13 protein-coding genes and 1 rRNA gene are annotated in these 21,246 nt (G+C 65.6%); 11 read left to right on the top strand and 3 right to left on the bottom strand.

Annotated elements, in window-relative coordinates; all coding sequences use genetic code 11:
- Positions 1–2: 2 nt before the first annotated feature.
- Positions 3–845 carry a rhodanese-related sulfurtransferase gene (locus R4P57_RS10580; protein WP_317802767.1) on the top strand — a complete coding sequence of 281 codons (843 nt, stop codon included), beginning with the start codon at positions 3–5 and terminating at the stop codon, positions 843–845.
- 2 nt (positions 846–847) lie between these two features.
- Positions 848–1,732 (top strand): pseudouridine synthase, encoded by an 885-nt coding sequence (locus R4P57_RS10585; protein ID WP_317802768.1) that lies wholly within the window; start codon positions 848–850, stop codon positions 1,730–1,732.
- A gap of 141 nt (positions 1,733–1,873) precedes the next feature.
- On the opposite strand, the gene R4P57_RS10590 is transcribed toward R4P57_RS10585, so the two are convergent.
- The 3 genes from R4P57_RS10590 to R4P57_RS10600 all read right to left on the bottom strand — a co-directional run bounded on the left by R4P57_RS10590 (position 1,874) and on the right by R4P57_RS10600 (position 9,026).
- Complete coding sequence (locus R4P57_RS10590; protein ID WP_317802814.1) at positions 1,874–7,351, bottom strand: carboxyl transferase domain-containing protein; 5,478 nt, start codon at positions 7,349–7,351, stop codon at positions 1,874–1,876.
- A gap of 386 nt (positions 7,352–7,737) precedes the next feature.
- Entirely contained in the window at positions 7,738–8,409 is a 672-nt protein-coding gene (locus tag R4P57_RS10595) for a TetR/AcrR family transcriptional regulator (RefSeq protein ID WP_317802769.1), read from the bottom strand.
- A gap of 14 nt (positions 8,410–8,423) precedes the next feature.
- A complete protein-coding gene (locus R4P57_RS10600) occupies positions 8,424–9,026 on the bottom strand; it encodes a dihydrofolate reductase family protein (protein ID WP_317802770.1) in 603 nt (200 codons plus the stop codon).
- A 222-nt stretch (positions 9,027–9,248) separates the two neighbouring features.
- Between R4P57_RS10600 and R4P57_RS10605 the strand changes: the two genes are divergently transcribed.
- The 9 genes from R4P57_RS10605 to R4P57_RS10645 form a co-directional block, all read left to right on the top strand.
- Complete coding sequence (locus tag R4P57_RS10605; RefSeq protein WP_317802771.1) at positions 9,249–14,516, top strand: AAA domain-containing protein; 5,268 nt, start codon at positions 9,249–9,251, stop codon at positions 14,514–14,516.
- A gap of 106 nt (positions 14,517–14,622) precedes the next feature.
- Positions 14,623–15,840, top strand: a complete 1,218-nt coding sequence (locus tag R4P57_RS10610) for a metallophosphoesterase (protein ID WP_317802772.1) — start codon at positions 14,623–14,625, stop codon at positions 15,838–15,840.
- 28 nt (positions 15,841–15,868) lie between these two features.
- Entirely contained in the window at positions 15,869–16,708 is an 840-nt protein-coding gene (locus tag R4P57_RS10615) for an HAD family hydrolase (RefSeq protein ID WP_317802773.1), read from the top strand.
- Positions 16,709–16,772: 64 nt separating this feature from the next.
- A complete protein-coding gene (locus R4P57_RS10620; protein WP_317802774.1) occupies positions 16,773–17,471 on the top strand; it encodes a hypothetical protein in 699 nt (232 codons plus the stop codon).
- A 109-nt stretch (positions 17,472–17,580) separates the two neighbouring features.
- Positions 17,581–17,988 carry a hypothetical protein gene (locus R4P57_RS10625; protein ID WP_317802775.1) on the top strand — a complete coding sequence of 136 codons (408 nt, stop codon included), beginning with the start codon at positions 17,581–17,583 and terminating at the stop codon, positions 17,986–17,988.
- A gap of 13 nt (positions 17,989–18,001) precedes the next feature.
- Entirely contained in the window at positions 18,002–18,391 is a 390-nt protein-coding gene (locus R4P57_RS10630) for a hypothetical protein (protein WP_317802776.1), read from the top strand.
- 74 nt (positions 18,392–18,465) lie between these two features.
- Positions 18,466–19,011 (top strand): LpqN/LpqT family lipoprotein, encoded by a 546-nt coding sequence (locus R4P57_RS10635; RefSeq protein WP_317802777.1) that lies wholly within the window; start codon positions 18,466–18,468, stop codon positions 19,009–19,011.
- A 51-nt stretch (positions 19,012–19,062) separates the two neighbouring features.
- Positions 19,063–20,472 carry a plasmid pRiA4b ORF-3 family protein gene (locus R4P57_RS10640; protein WP_317802778.1) on the top strand — a complete coding sequence of 470 codons (1,410 nt, stop codon included), beginning with the start codon at positions 19,063–19,065 and terminating at the stop codon, positions 20,470–20,472.
- 505 nt (positions 20,473–20,977) lie between these two features.
- Positions 20,978–21,246, top strand: a 16S ribosomal RNA gene (locus tag R4P57_RS10645); the annotation flags it as partial.

A 21,246-nucleotide genomic window follows, 5' to 3' on the forward strand; every position in this document is an offset into this window, starting at 1 on the left:
GCGTGGCTGTACCGAAAATCGTCCTGTTCTACGTCTTCACTCCGCTACCCGATCCCGAAGCGATCCGGCTGTGGCAACAGACGCTGGCCGCGTCCAACAACCTGACCGGACGCATCCTCATCTCGGAGCACGGGATCAACGCGACGGTCGGCGGTGACGTCGACGACGTCAAGAGGTACGTCCGCGGCACCCGCAGCTATCCCGCTTTTGCGACGGCCGACATCAAGTGGTCCGAGGGACTGGGCAACGACTTCCCGCGCCTGAGCGTGCGGGTACGGAACGAGATCGTCACGTTCGGTGCCCCCGGTGAGTTGAAGGTCGACGCCGACGGAGTGGTGGGCGGCGGCACCCATCTGAGCCCGGAGCAGGTGCACGAGCTCGTCGATTCCCGCGGCGAGGACGTCGTCTTCTTCGACGGCCGCAACGCCTTCGAGGCGGAGATCGGCAAGTTCAAGAATGCGGTGGTGCCCGACGTCGAGACGACCAAGGATTTCGTCTCCCAACTCGATTCCGGTGCCTACGACCATCTGAAGCAGTCCCCTGTGGTCACGTACTGCACCGGGGGAGTGCGGTGCGAAGTGCTCTCGTCCTTGATGGTCGCCCGTGGGTTCGAAGAGGTGTATCAGCTCGACGGCGGAATCGTTCGGTATGCAGAGACTTTCGGCGACGACGCGCTCTGGGAGGGTTCGCTGTTCGTCTTCGACAAGCGGATGGCGCAGAACTTCTCCGACCACACCGCCGTCATCGGTCGCTGCAGTGCCTGCGGCAATCCGACGTCCCGGTACCAGGACTTCGACGGCGACGCCGGCCGTGGTCTGCGGTTGATCTGCCTCGACTGCGCCTGACGATGCTGCCCTTCCGGGACGGTCTCGCTCCGCTGAGACTGCTGTTGCCGCATGGTGATTCGGCCACCACCATCGTGGAGTATCTCGAACGTGAGATGCCCGACGACGACTGGCGGAGGGCCGTGTTCGACGCCGAAGTGGTCGACGAGAAGAGCAGGCCCATCTCCGTCGATACGCGGTACCGCGCCGGCAGCCAGGTGTACTTCTATCGCGTTCCAGCGCAGGAAGTTCCGGTGCCGTTCGAGATCGGCATCCTGCACGAGGACGACGATCTGCTGGTGGTCGACAAGCCGCACTTCCTCGCCACCATCCCGCGCGGCCGGCACGTCACCGAAACAGCGACAGTGCGGCTCCGCAGGCACTTCGATTGCCCGGACCTGACGCCCGCGCACCGACTCGATCGCGCCACCGCCGGGGTGTTGCTCTTCACCAAGACCAAGCATGCCCGACGGCCGTATCAGGAACTCTTCTCCTCGCGCAAGGTCACCAAGGAATACGAGGCAGTTGCGGGATTCGATGCAGCGCTGGAGTTTCCGCGCGTCGTGCGAAGTCGAATCCTCAAAGAGCACGGGGTCATGACGGCATACGAGGAGCCGGGGGAGCCGAACAGTGAGACCCTGATCGAACTGGTCGACACGTTCGGCACGTCCGCCCGATATCGACTCTTCCCCAAGACGGGCAAGACCCACCAGCTTCGAATCCACCTGTCGTCGTTGGGAATTCCCATCGTGAACGACCCGTACTATCCGATGTACACATCAGTCCCGGCCGACGACTTCACCCGGCCGTTGCAGCTTCTCGCCCGGGCTCTGAACTTCACGGACCCACTCACCGGCGAACCGCGGCGCTTCGTCAGCGCCCGAACCCTCCAGTCCCTTATGCCCTGAGTCGTCGTCGCCGGCTCCCGCTCGCTGGCCCACTCTGCTCCCGACCCGACAAACGCGCGCGCATTCGCCAGACGCTCGCGGAATAGGTAACCATGCCGCGAGCATCCAGCAAACGCACGCGCGTTCGCGTCCAGCCAGGCCCTACTTCGCCAGCGACCGCGCCATTCCGCGTTCGATTGCGGCGACCAGCTGCGGGCGTAGTTCGGCGGCGGGGACGATGTGGTGCACCGATCCGACGTTCTGCGCACGCTGGATGTTGTGGATTGCCTCGAATTCGGCTGCCACTTCACCCAGTTTGGCGTTGCGGGCGTTCGCTCGCACGGTGGCGAGCTCGACGCGCAGGGCCGAGCGGGTGGCGTCGCCGGTGGCGGTGTTCAGCGCAGTCTCGAGTTCCTTGACGGTCGGATCCGCTGCGGTGCGGGCGTTGACGTCGCGGGTGAACACCACTGCTGCTGCCGGGGCACCACCGAGCACGGAGGCGAAGGAGCCCTCCACTGCGAGGACCTCCATGTTGTCGTTGAGCGCTCCGGAGAACACCACGAAAGCGCCTCCGTGGTAACGCGATACGACACAGAACACAACCGGTCCGTCGAAGTTGACGATGGCACGGCCGATCTCGGCACCGTATTCGAGCTGGATGTTACGCAGCGATTCCGGTGATCCGTCGAAGCCGGAGAGGTTGGCCAGCACCACGATCGGCCGGCTTCCGCTGGCTGCGTTGATGGCGCGTGCTGTCTTCTTCGACGAGTTCGGGAACAGGGTGCCCGAGGTCCACTGATCGGGGCCGTCGGACGGGAACCAGCCCTTGCGGGGGATGGCCCGCGATTCGATGCCGATGACGCTGACGGGGATGCCGGCGAGGTGGGCGTCGAACACCACGGAGGTGTCGGCGTCGGCCATGTCGGCCCACCGCTCGAGTACCGAGTGGTCTTGGTCCACCACGGCGCGCATCACGGTGCGAATGTCGAACGGCTTCTTGCGGTCCGGGTTGGTGACCGAGGAGAAGATGTCGCCGACGGTGGTGAAGTCGCTCGACGGGTGCACGTGCGGGTAGGTCCGCACGTCGCGCTCGGTCGGGTCTGCGGTGGCTGCGCGGCGCGGGAAGCGTTCTCCCGGAGCGGCATACGCGTGGTCGTAGTGCGCGAACAGGATGTCGCACGCCGCGCGCAGGTTCGGTGCCCAGTACTGCGCCTGGCCGTTGGGGCCCATGACGCGGTCGTAGCCGCCGATGCCGAAGTTGTCCTCGGCCGAGACGCCGCCCGAGTAGTCCAGGGACTGCTTTCCGGTGAGCACCATCGCACTGTCGGGGGTCATCACCAGGATGCCCTTGGTGTGGGTGAGCATGGTGGCTTCGGCGTTCCAGTACGGCTGCGCGCCGACGTTGATACCTGCAACGACGATGTTGATCTCACCGCCGGCCTGGGTGAAGGTGATGATGCGACGCAGGCCGCGCGAAACCCAGTCCATGTTCTCGGTGCCCGATTCCATGGAAATCGTTGCACCGGAAGACAATGCGAACCATTCGACGGGTGCGCCGAGTTGTTCGGCGAGGTCGATGGCCGCGACGATTCGCGAGCACTCGGCCTCGGCGACGGTACCGAGTGCCTTGGTCGGGTCGCCGAACAGTGCGACGCGAGTGATGCCCTCGGGGTACTTGGCGGTGGGTGTGGTCGCCACGCCGACGATGACGCCCGCAGTGTTGCGGCCGTAAGGACGGTCGACCGGTGCGAGCACGCCGTCTGCGTCGAAGTCGTACTCGGTGAACGAGCCACCGTTGCTGCTCAGCAACGGAATCAGCTCGTACGGGTACACGGTGCCGCGGGCCTGGGACCGCTGAACCTTCTGGGTGTACTCGTCGAGCGGACGCATCGGCTCGGTCGGCGGCGGCGTCACCTTGGCCACGATGCCTGCACCGGATCGGTACGACAGTCGCAGTGCCACTTCGCGTGGCGTCGCGCCCGGCGTCTCGGCCAGACGGGCGATGAGGGTGATCTCCTCGAGGCCTGCACCGATCGTCAGTGGTGCGATGTGGCGGGCGATGGTGGCGATGCGGTCGGCGGGAACGTTGAGTACCGGCCAGACGTAGAGCACGACGCGGTTGGCGTCGAGTCGCTTCTTGCCACGCCCGGCCTGAGCGCGGCGGATACCGTCGAGGCAGGCCGCGACGGTGCGTTCGATCTCGGGTACCGCGACGATGTTTCCGGCGTCGTCCAACTGCGTTGTGACGCCGCGGATCTCGGCCAGGGCAACCAGTCGCTCGTCGGAGGGGTTGGCCTTCGACGTCAGGTGGAACAGGTACGTTCCGGCGCTGGCGGGCAACCGGACTCCGTCGAAGTTCTTCAATCGCCACAGGTCGAGTCGTTGACCGGTCAGCGGGTGCATGTCTCGAATGATCGTGTCCTCGGCGAGAGGCTCGGATCCTTCGACCGTGGTGCGACGGTAGGTCATCTTTCGAGCAGCGGACCCGAACGCTGTCACCGTCACGCGGCGCCAGCGGCCCGTGCCGGGGTGCGCGGCCAGCACGGACTGGAGCTGGGCCGAGAGCTCGTCGCCGTCGGTCGGAGCGTCCGGCCAGGACAGGTAGAGGTCCACGGCCAGGTTCTCCGGTGCCGGTCCGGCGATGTCGTCGACCGAATCCAGAGTTGCTGCGAGCGAATCGAAATCGGTTGCGGTGGAGACCAGATGCAGCCTTTCGCCCGAGAGCTCGAAGTTGCCGGTGACGAAGTGCTTGCCGTCGCGGTCGAAGGCCTTGACGTCTTCGAGGGTGCGGATCTCGTAGTACTGACGGGTGATCACTTCGAGTAGGGCACCGGGATCGGTGATCCGCTGTGCCAGCAGCTCGATCAACGGTTCCGGGGTGGCGACGAGAGCTGCGATGCGGGCCGAGTAGTCGGCTGCGTCGGGGTTCTCGGCCAGGTACTGCAGGCTGCCGCGGACGCCGTCGTAGATCTTTTCGCGTGCACTGCGGATCTGTGGCTCGTCGAACAGTCGGAAGCGCAGGTTACGGGCGACGTCGCCGATGACGGGGTAGCGGGCCTGGGTGGCACCGATCAGTCGCTCGAGTACCTCGGCCATGGCCGGGGTGGCTTCGGGCTGCGCCGAGCAGTCGCTGAGCCAGTGGCCGAGCAGGGCCGCGATGACCGGAACCTGGTTCTCCATGCGCTGCAGAGCGAGGAAGACGCGGTAGACGGCTTCTTCGAGTTCGGGGGTACGGCCCTCGTCGATGGCGGCGTCGTAGTGTGCGAGTGCGCGAGTGAGCTTGGCGCGGAACGAATCCGGGAGCCCCTGAACATCGGCGTCGAGCGAGTGCAGGAACGAGTGGAAGTGCTCGCGGGGGGAGTGGACGCGCTCGTCGTTGCTCTCCTCGTCCATCGTCGGCCTGTTACGGGAGAGCTCGCAGATATCGGCGAACGTGTTGAGCAGATCCAGCTCGGCGGATACCAGTCCCGAATCGTTGCGCGGAACATCGGCACGCAGAGTCTCGTAGGTGGACAACAGGTTTCGCGCGCGGGCTCCGCTGACGTCGAAGCCGGTGATGAGGGCGGCGAGTTCGTCGAGTCGGTCCAGTGCGCGGCGCTGCGGCGATCGCTGCGCGGCGTCGTCGATACCGCGGAACTGCACGCGCGGTGCCTGCTCGGAGACCTTCTGCTCACCGGCCTGATCGACGCGCAGCAGTGCTGCTCCGGCGTCGACCTGTCCGTTGACCGAGGCCAGTACTTCACGCACGGTGCCCGCGTAGGGGGACCGGACGGCGGTTTCCATCTTCATCGATTCGAGGACGACCAGGGTCTGTCCCGCTTCGACCTCGTCGCCGACGGCGACCGGGACGGCGACGACGACGGCGGGTGCCGGTGCACGCACCAACCCGGCCTCGTCCTGCGAGATCTGGTGGCTGATGCCGTCGACCTCGACGAGGAAGTGCGCGGCTCCGGCGACGGTGACCACCTGGTAGCGACGGTCGCCGATGACCAGACGGCTCTCGTAGGTGCCGAGGCGTTCGACGTCGACCTGAAGATCGCCGATGCCGTCACCGTCGATGCTGTAGCGGTGCGTGCCGGTCTGGCCTACTTCGAGCTTGTATGCCTGACCCTGGTAGTTCAGTTCGACGGTGCGGCCGATGGCGTGTGTGGCGCGCGGCCGACCGCCGCGTGCGGAGTTGAGGAAGGCGGTGCGTTCGCGGCCTTCCTCGGCGTCGTAGGCGTCGATGGCTGCGGCGACGATGGCGATGTCGGCGACTGCCGTCGGGCCCACCTGGGAGCCGGCCTCGGTGCGGTCGAGCCAGCCGGTGTCGGCGGAGGCGGAGATGACTTCCTCGCGGTCGAGCAGGCTCAGCAGGAAGGATTTGGTGGTGGTGCCGCCGTCGATGACGACGGTGGTCTCACGCAGTGCGTTGCGCAACCTCGCCAGTGCTTCGCTGCGGTCGCGGCCCCAGGCGATGACCTTGGCGACCATGGAGTCGTAGTCGGGCGGGATGACGTCGCCCTGGGCGATGCCGGTGTCGACGCGGATTCCGGTGCCGAGGGGGAACTTGAGCAGTTCGACGGTGCCGGGAGCCGGTGCGAAGCCGTTGTCGGCGTCTTCGGCGTTGAGGCGAGCTTCGACGGCGTGGCCGAATTCGGTGGGGCATTCGCCGGGCAGTGCCTGGCCGTCGGCGACGAGGATCTGCAGCTTCACCAGGTCGATGCCGGTGGTGTATTCGGTGATGGGGTGCTCGACCTGGAGTCGGGTGTTGACCTCGAGGAAGGTGAAGATCTTCTGCTCGGGCTGGTACAGGTATTCGACGGTGCCTGCGCCCTGGTAGCCGGCGGCCTTGACGAGCTCGGCCGAGGCGGTGCGCAGCTGGTCGGCCTGTTCCTGGGTCAGCAGCGGTGAGCTCGACTCCTCGATGACCTTCTGGTTGCGGCGCTGGATGGAGCAGTCGCGCACACCTGGGGCCCAGACGTTGCCGTGGCTGTCGGCGATGACCTGGACCTCGACGTGGCGGGCATCGGTGACGAGCCGTTCGAGGAAGACGACGGGGTCACCGAACGAGCGCTCGGCCTCACCCTGGGTGCGTTCGAGGGAGAGTTCGAGTTCGTCCTCGTGGAAGACCTTGCGGATACCGCGGCCACCGCCGCCGGAGCGGGCCTTGATGATCAGCGGGTAGCCGATCGCTGCGGCGTGACGGCGAGCGTCCGCGCGGGTCTCGACCGGTCCACCGGACCACGGTGCGACGGGGACGCCGACCTTCTCGGCGAGGAGCTTGGCCTGCACCTTGTCGCCGAGCAGGCGCATCGCGTCGGCGGACGGGCCGATGAAGGTGATGTTCAGGCGGGCGACGAGGTCGGCGAACGTCGGGTCCTCGGCGACGAAGCCCCAGCCGACCCACACCGCGTCGGCACCGGACTCGACCAGCGCGGCCTCGAGGACGCCGTAGTCGAGGTACGCCGAGCCGGTCGCAGGCTTGCGCAGCGTGACCGCCTCGTCGGCCTGGCGGACGAACATGGCCCGCTTCTCCGCCTCGGTGTGCAGCGCTACGGTGCGGATGCCGTAATCGTGTTCGGCGTTGAGCTCTCGGACGGCTCGGATCAGGCGTACTGCTGCCTCGCCTCGGTTGACTACTGCAATCCGCTTGAACAACGTATCTCTCTTCGCTCGGTGTGGGCGCACCGCGTCGGTGCACTCGATGGAACGTGGATTGGTGCCGGGCATGTCAATTTCTCGTTCATCATGCGGCACTCCGATCGGCTCATTCTAACGGCAAAGAGGCCCTGTGCATCGCCAACGGCGTTCGGCGTGAGTGTGATTGATCACCAACAAGTGAATCATTTTCTGTGGCAACCACTTTGGCTGCGAAGTTGCCATCGAGTTCTGTTCACCTCGCTAACGTACTCGCGAGTAGCGTTGGCGCGAGGCGTAATTCGTCATTCGACGACTTCCCTTGCTACCGGCGAGTACATTACTGGCGGGTACAACTCGAGCCGATCGGCTCGAGTTGCTTCGCTCGTCGCCGAGTGCGGTCTCCCTCACCTGTCACCCTCGCTCACACGCGGCAGTCGCAGCGCGTTGACCCACAGTCTCGTCGCCGTCGCCAGCAGATCCTCGGAGTCCGCGGGTGGGTGGCCGTCTGCGGCGTCGACGACGAAGTGATTGAACGCGAGCCGGCTGATCATCGAGGACAGTGCGCGGGAGGCGAGCAGGGGATCGAGTTCCGCGTCGGCCAGGCCGCGGCTCTGCAGGCTCTCGATGCTGCGGGCGTTGCGCCTGACGAAGGCATCGGCGCGTTCACGGCGGAGGCGTCGGAACTCGGGATCGATGTTCGAGACCTGCTCGAGCAGCGCCATCAGCTTCGCGTTGCGTCGGTAGGCCTCGAAGTACGCACGGTTGCTCGCGGCGATCACGGCGACCGGATCGTCGTGCGGGTTCACCCGCTCGGTCCCGGGATGCAGCATGTCGTCCCTGGCCTGCTCGAGCACTGCGGCCAGGATCTCTTCCTTGCTGGTGAAGTAGGTGTAGAAGGTGCCGGCAGAGCATCGAGCGGCGCGGGTGATGTCGATCAGTCGGGAGTCGAGGTAGCCGCTGTCCTCGAAGACTCGACGGGCGGCCGCCACGAGCGACGATCGGGTTCGCAGTCCGCGCGGGGTGGTCGGCAGCTCCCGATTCGGCAGCTCACGGTCTGGCTCCGGCGCGGCAGGCATTCAGTCTTTATACGTCATCGTTCGCGCGCGTCCGGGCGGATGAACCGGGTGAATCTCACCCCGCTGTCGAACTGGCGTGATTCGAGGTGCTCGAACCGCTGTGCGGGGAACGGATCGGGACCGATCCCGGACGAGAACAGGCCGATGCCCCTGCCGAGTACGACGGGATTGACCTTGAGGAACAGCTCGTCGATCTCGGGCAGCAGTTGACCGGCCAGGTTTCCGCCGCCGCAGATCCAGATGTCGAGCTCGGAGTCCTCGGCCTTGAGGCTCCTGACAAGTCCGATCGGATCCTCGTTCACGACGGTGAGAGTCGGGTCGTTCGACGGGGCGAGGGTGCGAGAGAAGACGTACTGGCGCAGGTGGGGATAGGGGCTGGCGATCCCGACGTCGAGCGCCGGTTGCACCGTCTCGCGGCCCATGACGAGGGTGTCGAATCGAGCGGGCGGACCGTCCAGGCCGAACATGGCGCGCACGTGGACCGGCAACGTCTCGGGCAGTTCGGCCTTGATGGCGTCGAGGTGGTCGCCGTCAGGCACGAAACAGTCGTAGTTACCGTCCGGTGCAGCGATGAACCCGTCGAGGGTGACGGCGATGTAGTAGACCAGCTTGCGCATTCGGCTCCTGTCGTGGTCGACCGGGCGTGAACCCGTGGGCAGGGCGGGGTCGGTCCGCTGTGGGGGATCCAGCGACCGAAGTCGGTCTTTGTGACCCAGCACTAGAACGTATTTTGTGTGCTCAGGACGCGATGAACAACTGGTTTTCAACGGCTAGTGTGGCCCGGGTGTGCAAACACCGTCCCTGAAATGGACGACCATTCGAGTATTTGTGGGGAAACTGTGACGGCTGCAGCGGCTACCGGTCGTGAACACGACGACGAGCTCAAGAGCAGGGTTCAACGCCTACTGCGCTTCCTTCGCGAAATCGTCGAGGCGCGTTCGAACCCGGTGCTGCGTTTCGACGACCACGTGCAGGTCGAGTGGGTGCACGCCGGGGACGTGCCCATGCAGCTCGACCCACGGGCCAAGCAGGGTGGTGTGGTGCTCCGCGCGCCGCGCATCGCGGTCGACGAGCCGCCCGAGCCGCCGGCGCTGCTGTCGGGTTGGCTCGATCCTCAGGTCGTTGCAGACAGCCGCTACCGCGAACTCGAGCTGGCCGACGCATCCTCGGTGACGTCCCGCCGTCGAGCGGAGGCGCAGGAGTCCGATGCCGACTTCGACATCCGCAAGGCCTACGAGATCAAGCAGGCCTTCGAGGAGTACTCCGAATCGTGGAAGGAATGGGCGCAGGAGGATCGTGATCGGCGACCGCAGGCCGCTCTGTACCAGGCTCTGCAGCTGATGATGCAGGAGCTCGCGTCGCGACCCGAGTCGATCGAACTCGTGGTGGCTTCGGGGCTGCTGACGTCGAGCAACACCGATCAGCAGCGCAGCGTGCGCACTCACCTGATCACACAGTCGGCCAGCATCGAACGAGACGTGCGCACCGGTGACCTGCTGGTCCGCCTCGCCGCGAGCACCACCCCGCGGCTCGAGGACGGCCAGCTGCTGACCGGTTCGGACGATTTCGACACCTCCGGCTCCGTCGCTCTGGCCCAGGAACTGCACGACACCGTCACCTCGCCCATCGGAGCCGGCGTCGAACAGTTCCTGAGGAACTGGGCGGCGCGGGTGCCACGGCACGAGATCGAGGTGCTCGATCGTCTCGGACCGCCCGGGGCCCTCGCCTACATCGACGACGACCGGACGCTGACCGTCTCACCTGCCCTCGTTCTCCGCATTCGTGACTCGTTCGCGCTGGTCGAATACTACGAACAGATGATCGCCGACCTCGAGTTCGCCGACTCCCCGGTACCGCTGGGGCTTGCGCAACTTGTCGATGCCATCGAGCCGGCAGATCGGATGGCGTGGCTCGAACGCACGGGGGCGGGGGAGTCGGCGGCACTGGCGGAGGACCCGCTGTTTCCGCTGCCGGCCAACGCCGAGCAGTCGCAGATCATCGAACGGCTGGGGCGTGACAGTGGCGTCGTGGTCGAGGGGCCGCCAGGAACGGGTAAGACCCACACGATCGCCAACCTCATGTCCGGGCTGTTGGCGCGCGGTCAACGGGTTCTGGTCACTAGTGAAAAGTCACAAGCTTTGCGCGTGCTGCGAGACAAGCTACCGCCGGAGCTGCAGGAGCTCTGCGTGTCCATCACCGACCTCTCTCGCGGTGGTTCGGACGAGCTCAATCGCAGTGTCGCGAAGATTGCCGAGCGGAAGACCTCGTTCGACGAGGCCAGCGAGGTGCAGAAGATCGAGGCGCTCACGACGCAGCGCGGCGCGGCTCTGGCCCGGCGGGCCGAGCTGCTCGATCGTGTCAGCGCGCTCCGCGAGTCCGAAACTGTTGTGCACGAATATGTTTCCGATGGATACGACGGCACCGTGTCGTCCATAGTGCGCAAGGTCAAAGCGGCCGAAGGTGCCCACGAGTGGCTGCCCGGCCCACTGCTCGCCGATCGACCACCACTCGACGGTGCCCAGGTCGATCAGCTTCGCAAGCTCATCGCCGGCTCCGACGGCACTCGCGAACTTCGCTCGCGCCAGGTGTTGCCGCGTCCGGAGACCATGCTGCCGAATTCGGCCGAACTCGCGTCGCTCTGCCAGCGCGCAGGTGCACGAATCGACACTCTTTCACCCCAGGCCGCGGACCTCGTGGCGTTGCTCGACGGCGTCGAACCCACCGTGTCCTCGGAGATCAGGCAACTGTGCGAGGAGCTCGTCGCCCGAGTGCGAGCGGTCGTCGAACTCGACGGCTCCTACCCACGCCTGACCGATTCCGTGCTGTCCGGCGAGGCCGCCCACCTATGGTCTCGGGTCAGCGGAATCGACGCGATGGTCGAGACGGCAGCTGCGTCCGATCGCTACGTCGGTGCGCACGATGTGCAGTGCTCGTCGAGCTCGCAGGCGGCTCTGACAGCGATGGATGCGTTCGCCAGCGCGCTGGAGTCGGGTATCGAATGGAAGCCCCGGTTCCGTCGCAGCGAGGAGCAGAAGGCCGTCGAGGCTCTCGACATCGTCGCCACCGTCGACGGACAACCCGCGACGACGGCGAGGGCCGCGCGTCTGGTGGCCGAACACATTCGCGCGCTCGAGACCGTACAGACCGCAGCGGTGCTGCTGGCCGATCTCACCGTCGTCGTTCCTCTCGACGGCACGCGTTCGATTCGCGTCAACAACGTGGCGCGGATTGCCGACCGGCTGGGTCTGGTGTCTGCAGTCGTCGCCGCCCGTGACGCCCTGGTGCACCGGCTGTACACCATTTCGCCTGCGGCACCGTGGATTCGGAGCCTGGCCGAAGCTCAGGAGGTCGCCGGGGCCGCCGACGCCATCGCCACGCGTATCGACATCGATGCCGCACGCGCCGAGCTCGACGCCCTGCAGTTCGCGGTTGCCACTCGCATCGATGCCGGGCCGTCGCCCGAAGGCTCGTCTCTGGTGAGTGCGTTGAGCACTGCGGATCCGTTGGAATTGGCTGCCGCCGTTTCGGCCTATTCGCAGGCGTGTTCCGAGCAGGAGGATCAGCTTCTGCTCGAATCGATGTCGGCGTCGCTGTCCGAGGTCGCACCCGCATTGTTCGACTTGGTCAAGGACACCGCCGGCGATGTCGAATGGGACGAGCTGAGCTGGCAGATGTCGAAGGCCTGGGCGTGGCGTCGGGCACGCGAGTGGGTCGGTGAGCAGCACCACGGCGGTCTCGAGCAGCAGCTGGAAGCGGAGCTCGCCGCTGCGGATACCGACATTGCCTACCTCACAACACGTCTCGCCGCCGCCAGCGCCTGGCGTAACAGTCTCCAACGAATGACCGCCGTCGAGGTGCGTGCGCTGCAGACATACCGCGAGCACATCTCCAGCATCGGCTCGGGAGCCGGTAAGTACGCCGAAACCTACCGCAGTGCAGCACGATCGGCGATGCGTGAGGCACAGAGTGCGGTGCCCGCCTGGGTCATGCCACTCTCCCAGGTGCTGGCATCGATTCCGCCGGTGCCGGGCAGTTTCGACGTCGTCATCGTCGACGAGGCGAGTCAGGCCGACATCACCAGTCTCTTCCTGCTGTACCTCGCACCCCGCGTGATCGTGGTGGGCGACGACAGGCAGTGCGCACCGGCGGACGTCCCGCAGGCCGGCACACTCGAGGACGTGTTCGATCGGTTGGACGTCTATCTGCCCGATCTACCCGAACACGTGCGTGCGACGCTGACCCCTCGGTCCAGCCTGTTCTCCATGCTGCGTACCAGGTTCGGTCAGGTGGTGCGGTTGCGTGAGCACTTCCGCTCGATGCCCGAGATCATCAACTGGTCGAGTCAGCAGTTCTACGGAGACTCCCCGCTCGTTCCCGTGCGACAGTTCGGTGCTGATCGGCTACCGCCGTTGCGGCACACGTACGTTCGCGGAGCGACGGTGACCGGAAAGAACGCATCACTGGTCAACCGTACCGAGGCCATCGCGATCGCCGACCAGATCGCCGACTGCCTCGAGGATTCCGCGTACGACAACCTGACCTTCGGAGTGGTTGTGCTGCAGGGTCAATCGCAGGTCGACGAGATTCGCAACGAGCTGATCAAGCGGATCGGCATCGAACAGTGGGAACAGCGTCGGCTTCGTGTCGGTACGCCGCCGGACTTCCAGGGCGACGAACGCAATGTCGTGTTCCTGTCGATGGTGGTGGCACCCGATCAGAATTTCGCAACCCTCACCGCCAATCAGTACAAGCGGCGGTTCAACGTGGCGGCGTCGCGGGCACAGGATCAGCTGTGGCTCTTCCACTCGGTGACTGTCGACCGTCTCAAGCGAGCGGACCTGCGTAACTCGTTGCTGAGCTATGTCACCTCCGTCTCGCCCGCTCCGGCCGATCCCATGCCGGTCGATGTCTCGCGCGAGGTCAGGAAGGCACCCTTCGAGACGTTGCTCGAGCAGCAGTTGTGGAACGACCTCGTAGAGCGAGGTTTTCACGTCAATCCTGGTGTGGAGGTCAACAATCGGCGTCTCGCCCTGGTCGTCACCGGCGACTCCTCGCGTCTCGCAGTCGAGTGCGACGGCGACACGTTTCTGTCGACACCGGCTCAGCGGTTGGCGGATCTGCAGCGTGAGCAGGAGCTCAAGCGATGCGGTTGGACGTTCTGGCGGGTGCGCGAATCCGAGTACTACCTGGACCGCGACGCGGCGCTGGAAAGCCTCTGGGCCACATTGGCCCGTCTGGGAATCAAGCCCAACAGCGTTGTCGTGGAAGGTCTCGAGAGCTCGGACGAGGCCTGGACCCCGGTCCCACTGGAGTCCTCGCAGTTCGACGATTCCGGCGTCTTCGAGACGTCCACGCACGCAGATTCACCCGCGCGCCACGAGTCGGTGCTGTCTCTGTGGACCATTCCGCGCATAGACATCCCCACCGACGAGCCGGCCGCATCGGAAGCTCGAGGAGGCGACCGCGAAGGATCGGCACCCACGACGACCAACGGTTCCGGAACCACCAACGGAGCCGGAGTCAAGAACGGCTCGGGCACCACGAACGGCTCGGGACCGACCAACGGCTCGGGAATGACCAACGGTGCGGTCGCCACCAACGGTGCCGGTCGTTCCAACGGCTCCAGAAGTGCCAACGGTGCCGGCGCTTCCCACGGATCCGGGACCGAGGGGTCGGACGGCTCCCGTGGCGCGGCTCGGCCGATCGAGTCTTCGGCATCGAGCCGCTCAGCGATGACCAACGGATCCACACCCGCAAAGGACGCAGAGATCGATGCGTCCGCGCGGGCGCGCGACGCTGGGGCGAGCAGCGAGTCGGCGGCCGACTCGGCCACCGAGGTCGGCGAAACCACGAACAGCACGACCGAGACGACGGACCGGATCGGGGAAGCCGACGAGACGGTCGCACAGAACGAGGCCGCGGAAAGCGTCGAGCCTGCCGAGCTCGACAGATCGGATCCGGCCGAGACACAGGGCGATTCGACGGAAGCAACGACGGCCGATACCAAGCCGAGCGGTGGCCTCGAGGCACCCGAGGACGAGGACATCGCAGAACACGAGTTGCCGCTCAACGGACTTCGTGGATACACCACCCGCCGTCGGCCGTAGCTCCGGCTCCTGGCCGGCACGCTCAGCGCCCGCGCCGAACCCATGAGGGCGACGTAGTCTTGGCCTCGGATTGCGCGCACGTACGAGTGAAGAGGGTTCGACGCCGATGACAGATCGACAGATGCAGCACCCGGAACAGTCGGTCTCACCACCGGATGGGTCGACGCGACCGCGCACTCGGCGGATCGTCGTGCCGACCGTCGTTTTCGCGGTGGGCGCTGTGCTTGTCGCGTTGCCGACCTGGACCGTCGTGTTCGCGGGCGCGCAGTGGCCGGCGGCAGCACAGTTGGTGGGCTCTTCGGTGGCGGTCGCCGCATTCGTGGCACTGCCTGCAGCGATGTATCTGGGTCACCGGCCGAGTGCAGAGGGGGCCTCCAAGGACGCGTGGGCGCGCGTCGGAGACGTGCTGTTGGGCTCGGTCTGGATCGCGTTCGTGTGGTCGGCACTCTCGCTGCTGCTGCGGCTCGGTCTGTGGATGGCTGGGGTCGACGACCCTCTTCGGTCGCGGATCGTGTCGGTGACAACCGTGGTCGTCGTAGTCGTCCTCGCGCTGTGGGGTCATTACGAGGCGATGCGGACTCCCCGCGTGCGACACACGACCGTCAGGATCGACCGGCTCGGGGCTCGATTCGACGGTTTGCGAGTGGTTCTCGTGACCGACACGCATTTCGGCCCGCTCGATCGAACGACGTGGTCGCACCGATTGACCGACGCCGTCAATGCGCTTGAACCGGACGTGTTGGCCCACGTCGGAGATATCGCCGACGGCTCGGTCGATCGGCGTCGTGCGCAGGCTGCGCCGTTGGAGTCGATGCTCGCGAGTGCGGCACGCGTGTACGTCACCGGCAATCACGAGTACTTCGGCGAGGCGCAGGAGTGGCTCGATCACATGGAGGACCTCGGATGGAACTCCCTGCACAATCGCCACGTGGTGCTGCATCGCGGTGAGGACGCTCTGATCATCGCGGGCGTCGACGACGCCACCGCCGCAGGCTCGGGTGCGCCCGGTCACGGTGCGGATCTCGCTCGCGCACTTGCCGGAACCGATCCTTCGATGCCCGTGCTGTTGCTGGCTCATCAGCCGAAACAGATCGGTGACGCTGTCGACGCCGGCGTCGACCTCCAGGTCTCCGGTCATACACACGGCGGTCAGATCTGGCCGTTCTCGGCCTTGGTTCGGCTCGACCAGCCGGTGGTGCACGGGCTGAGCAGACACGGCGCGCGAACTCAGCTCTACACCAGCCGCGGATCGGGATTCTGGGGTCCGCCTTTCCGGGTGTTCGCGCCCAGTGAGATTTCTGTTCTGACATTGGTCGCCGGCTGAGCGATCGACACCTGGCAGTATCGGTGGGGTGAAGAGAACCGAAGAGGTCGTCGTTGTCGCAACCGATCTCGACGGCACCCTGTTGCGTTCGGACCGAACTGTGTCTGCGCGAACGGCCGCCGCGATGGCTGCGGCAGATGCAGCCGGAATCAGGGTGGTGTGGGCCACTGCTCGCGCGCGCCACTCCATCGACGAACTCGCAGCGTCCTGCGGATTTCGCGGGACGGCGATCGGTGCCAACGGGGCTGTCATCCTCGACCTGGCCGACGGCTTCCCGGCCATCGTCGGCACCAGGTCGGTACCGGCCGAGACGGTGGCCTCGGCCAAGTCGGTCGTGCGCTCGCTCGTCCCCGGCGTGGCCTTCGCGACCGTCGGTGCCACGCGATTCGTGGCCGAGGCTCGGTACGCCGAGCTGTGCGCGTTCGCAGACCATCACCGGCATCCGCACGAGATGGAGCTATCGGAGCACGGTCTGTCGGTCGACGTAGAGCCGACGGTCAAAATCGTTGCACGGCACAGTGATACGACGAGTGAAGAGTTGTACGAGCTCGTCGCTGCTGTGGGGGTGGACGGAGTGGAGTTGACTCATTCCGGTGCTCCGTACATCGAGATGTCCGCAGCGGGAGTCTCGAAGGCCAGTGCGCTGCAGGAATTGTGCGAGCGATGGGGGATCTCTTCGGGTTCGGTTGCGGCAGTGGGAGATGCGCGCAACGATCTGCCGATGCTGACCTGGGCGGGTACGGCGTTGTGCCCGTCGAATGCTGCTGAGCCCGTGCGATCCGTTGTCGATCGAGTCCTCGAATCCAACGACGAGGACGCGGTTGCGCGCTATCTGGAGGAACTCACCGAGCGCAGAGCGAAACTGTAACGTCCGGTCTGCTCGTTAGGGTGCCGTATGAGAGGCTGGCCCCATCATCGGCAGAAGGACACCAGTGAACTATCCAGGTTCGGGCGACCCCTCGCAGCGCGCGTACGGACAGTACGGCGCGCAGCCGAATCCATCCGATCGAGTCATTCCGCCGCCGTCCTCCGGTCCTGGTGCGCCACAGTCTCGTGCCACGGCGCAGCCAGGTGGGTACGGCGCGGTTCCCCGGCCACCGGTGTTCGGCACCGGTGGTTTCCCGGGCGCTCCTCCACCGGGGCCGCCGAGAAAAGGGAACGGTGGCATCTGGATCGTGGTGGCCGTTCTGGCTGTGGTCGCGGTGATTCTCGGCGGCGTGTTCGCCTGGTCGGTTGCGCGTGACGACGCAACTCCCGCGGTGGCGTCGGCGGGTGCTGCACCGTCCTCGGCAGTGTCCGACGGCAGTGTTCCAGGCGGTGAACCCGCACCCACGGCGGCGAACTCGCCGCAGCCGGGCGTGGCCACTCTGCCGGCCGGTGCGCAGACCTGCCCGGCGACCGTGGCGTCGAGCAGCGGCCTTCGCGGTTCGGCGGTGGGGTCGTCGGTCACGTCGTGCCCGTTCGCCGAGGAAGTTCGGTTGGCCTACACCAGGGCCGGTTCGGATCGGAATTCGCGGACGGTGGTGGCCAGCAGCCCGGTCACCGGCAAGCGGTACGAGATGAACTGCGTCTCGTCTGCGCAGTTGGTGACGTGTACCGGTGGCGAGAACGCTGTTGTCTACCTCTTCTAGTTCGGCGGGCCGCGTCGGAAGAGTTGGAGCGGTAACCCTCGCGTTCTGTGTTCTTGTGTCCGGCTGCACCATCGCCACCGATGACGGACCCGCGTCCGAAACGCCCGTCGTGTCCCGAACAGCGGCTGCTCCGGTGCCCCCGGCGATGCCGCCGACGTCCGATTCGGGAATGTGGACCACTACGCCTGCTGTCGAGACGCTGCCGGCAGCAGATCTGGCCGCGGAGTTCGGCGCACTGGAGTCGACGGCGGGTGGGCCCATCGGCCTCGCTCTGGTTCCGGTCGGCGGCGGCCCGCCGACAGTGCTCGGCACCTGGACTTCCGGTGTGGCGTGGTCGACGGTCAAGGTGCCACTGGCTGTGGCCGCACTGCGTCGCGGTGGCGACGCGGCGCTTGCGGACGCCACCGCTGCGATCGAAAGCTCCGACAACGCAGCAGCCGAGGCCCTGTGGGGGTCGCTCGGAGATTCCGCTGCCGCAGCGGCTGCAGTCGAATCGGTTCTGCGGCAGGGGGGGTGACGCTGCCACTGCGGTGCAGAGGGAGCGGATCCGCCCTGAATTCAGCGCATTCGGACAGACCGAGTGGTCGACGCAGGATCAGGCGACGTTCGCTGCGGGCCTGTCGTGTATCCCGGACGCTGCGCCGGTGGTCGAGATGATGAACAGCGTTGTACCCGAGCAACAATGGGGTCTCGCGAAGCTGTCCGATTCAGCCTTCAAAGGCGGCTGGGGGCCGAGCGTCCAAGGCGGCTACGACGTCCGGCAGTTCGGTATCGTCACCACCGTTGCCGGGCGAGTCGGGGTAGCGATTGCGGCGCAACCGAATTCGGGCTCGTTCACCGATGGAACAGCCATGCTCGACGCGGTCGGCGGATGGTTGGAGTCGCGCAGCACCCAGCTCCCCGCCGGTCACTGCCTCTAGGATCTGCGGACGAGCGGACCGGCGCAGGTAGCCTCTGGCGTGTCAGTGAATCGTCCACCACGAAAGGCCCTGCTGTGAACGACGCCCTGTCGACGGAATCGTCCGAGCCCACCACGATCGCCGAGTACCTGAACGCACACGCGTTGCGCGTGTCGCCGCTCGACGGTGCCGCGGCGGCCGAGCTCGGGATCACGGTGCCGATTCCTGCGGGATGGCAGACGCTCGATCCCGCGCAGTTTCCCGGGGCGACTCAGGTGATCGTGGAACCGAACCTGGTGGAGAACGGATTCGCGCCCAACGCGGTGCTTCTGGTCGGTGCGTTGTCGCGCACGATCGATCCGGAAGCGTTGATGGCATTGGGATTCGGCGACGGACGTGCGATGCCCGGCTGGGTGGAGCGCGAGGCGAGCGCGGCGTCGTGGTTCGGCTGGCCGTCCCGATTCATTCGGGGTACGTACGTTGCGCAGCAACTCGAAGCCGCCGTGACGACGCGGTATGTGGTGGTGGGCGTCGATACTCAGTATCTGGTGCAGTTGACGGTGACGACGCTGGCGTCGCAGCTCGATGCGTTGGCCTTCGACGTCGCCGCGATCAACGATGGATTGACCACTGGTACGTAGAAGGCCGCGAGCCCCTGTGTCCGACGCACGGGTCCGACTAGGGTCCATTCCATGTCGATGAGAACCGGTCGCGTCCGGCACCTGTCGGTGGTGCCGGATTTGTCCGACACCGACGAACCGGCCGACGACAGCGCGACAGAAGCCACGCGGCGGGGCCTGGTGAACTTGGTGCTTCGGGTGACCGTGGATCACACCCGTCCGGAGGTCTGGCGTCGGGTGCGGGTGCGCTCGGACCTGCTGCTGTCCGAGCTGCACTCGGTGCTGCAGAGTGCTCTCGGTTGGGAGGACCGGCATCTGCATGCGTTCAGCGTCAGGACCGCCGGTGCCACGCGTCGATTCGAGATGGAAGAGACGCTCGACGACGAACCGGACGACGAGTCGTCGAGCGAGGAGCGAGTGCGGATCGACGACGTGCTCACAGCACCGGGATCCACGATGACGTACGAGTACGGCTTCGGTGACGGATGGACGCACACGATCTTTCTGGAGCAGATCGATTCCGATATCGACGACCTCCGATCCGTCTGCATCGACGGGGCGCGCGCATGCCCACCCGAGGAATCCGGCGGGCCCTCGCGCTACGCACAGGCGCTGGAGATCGCTGCCGACCCGTCCGATCCCGAACGCACAGCCCTTCTCACGAGGTGGGGCGCAGCCTTCGACCCGGCTCTGTTCGACGCCGACGCGGTCAACACGGTTCTGCATTCGTTGGACGTAGGGCGTTCGGTGCTCGCCGAAGCAGTGGCGGCGGCTCCGGCCGTCGGAAAGCTGTTCGATCGGGTGCGTCCTGCGGAGGTGCCGTCACTGATGGCGTTGCTTCCGCGGTGCGAACTCACCATCGAGAGCTCGGTCGATCTACCCGTCGCGGAGGTCGCAATGGCCAAGTTGACGTGGTTTCTCGACAGAATCGGCGACGACGGAGCCGACCTGACCGGTGCCGGCTACCTCAAGCCCGCATTCGTTGCGGCGATTCGCGAAGAGCTCGACTGGGGTCTGGGGTGGGTAGGGCCGAGCAATCGCGAGATCGACCATCATCAGGTCACCGACTTACGCGAGGCGGCGCGGAACCTCGGATTGACCCGCACATCGAAGGGCAGGTTGCTGCGCACCAAGCTCGGCGCGGCTTTGGCCGACGACCCCGTCGGTATGTGGCGACATGCGGCTTCGCGACTTCCTTTGGGTAAGGAGACCTACGAGACCGACGCAGCGACTCTGTTCCTGATCTCGCTCGCCGCTTCGGCATCCGTGACGCATCGAAACGAGATGCTGATCGAGACTGTGGCCGAATTAGGCTGGGCCAGCGAGGATTCTGGTGTCTTCGACGCCCAGTTCGCGGCGCAGGCCACGGTGAGCTTCCTCGATCTCATCGGCGCCCACGGTCCGCGGTTCTACTTCCGTCAAGGGGTGTCGGATTCGCCGAGCTGGTCGCGCCGGTTCGCACGGGACGCATTGCTGAGCTGAGTCGTCCAGAAGCGGTCCCGGGGACGCCGACATGGGTCTCGAGCCGCGGATGACTGCCGCTGACCTGCCGATTTGCGTTGGTGTGGTTGGTGGCGTAACTTTTGTCGAGTCAGAGCGACGGACACCGACCTGGTCTTCACGGACTGGGATACGAGGTTGGACGTGTGGCTCGGCAGGTTTTATCCCCCAAGAGTCGGGCCTTGTGTCCGAGACCAAGCTGGGATAGGCTGGAACAGTTGCCCTTGAGGCCGACGGACTGCGTGTTCGTGGGGTGAGAGTGTGTGCGTGTTCTTTGAGAACTCAACAGTGTGTCGATGAATGTCAGTGCCGAATTTTATTTGGTGAATGCATTCGATGTGTCAGCCATCCGCTTGTGGTGGTTGTTGTCGGGTGTTGTTTAAAAAATGCTAGTTGAGTTTTTTTGCTAGTGATTTGACTTGATGTCTTTGACTGATTCGCAGCTTCGGTCCTCTTTTCGGGGGTCGGGTTGTTGTTTCGCAGGTCTTTTACGGAGAGTTTGATCCTGGCTCAGGACGAACGCTGGCGGCGTGCTTAACACATGCAAGTCGAGCGGTAAGGCCTTTCGGGGTACACGAGCGGCGAACGGGTGAGTAACACGTGGGTGATCTGCCCTGCACTCTGGGATAAGCTTGGGAAACTGGGTCTAATACCGGATATGACCGCATGCCGCATGGTGTGTGGTGGAAAGATTTATCGGTGCAGGATGGGCCCGCGGCCTATCAGCTTGTTGGTGGGGTAATGGCCTACCAAGGC

The sequence above is a fragment of the Rhodococcus sp. IEGM 1330 genome (assembly GCF_033142445.1).
Classification (GTDB): Bacteria; Actinomycetota; Actinomycetes; order Mycobacteriales; family Mycobacteriaceae; genus Rhodococcoides.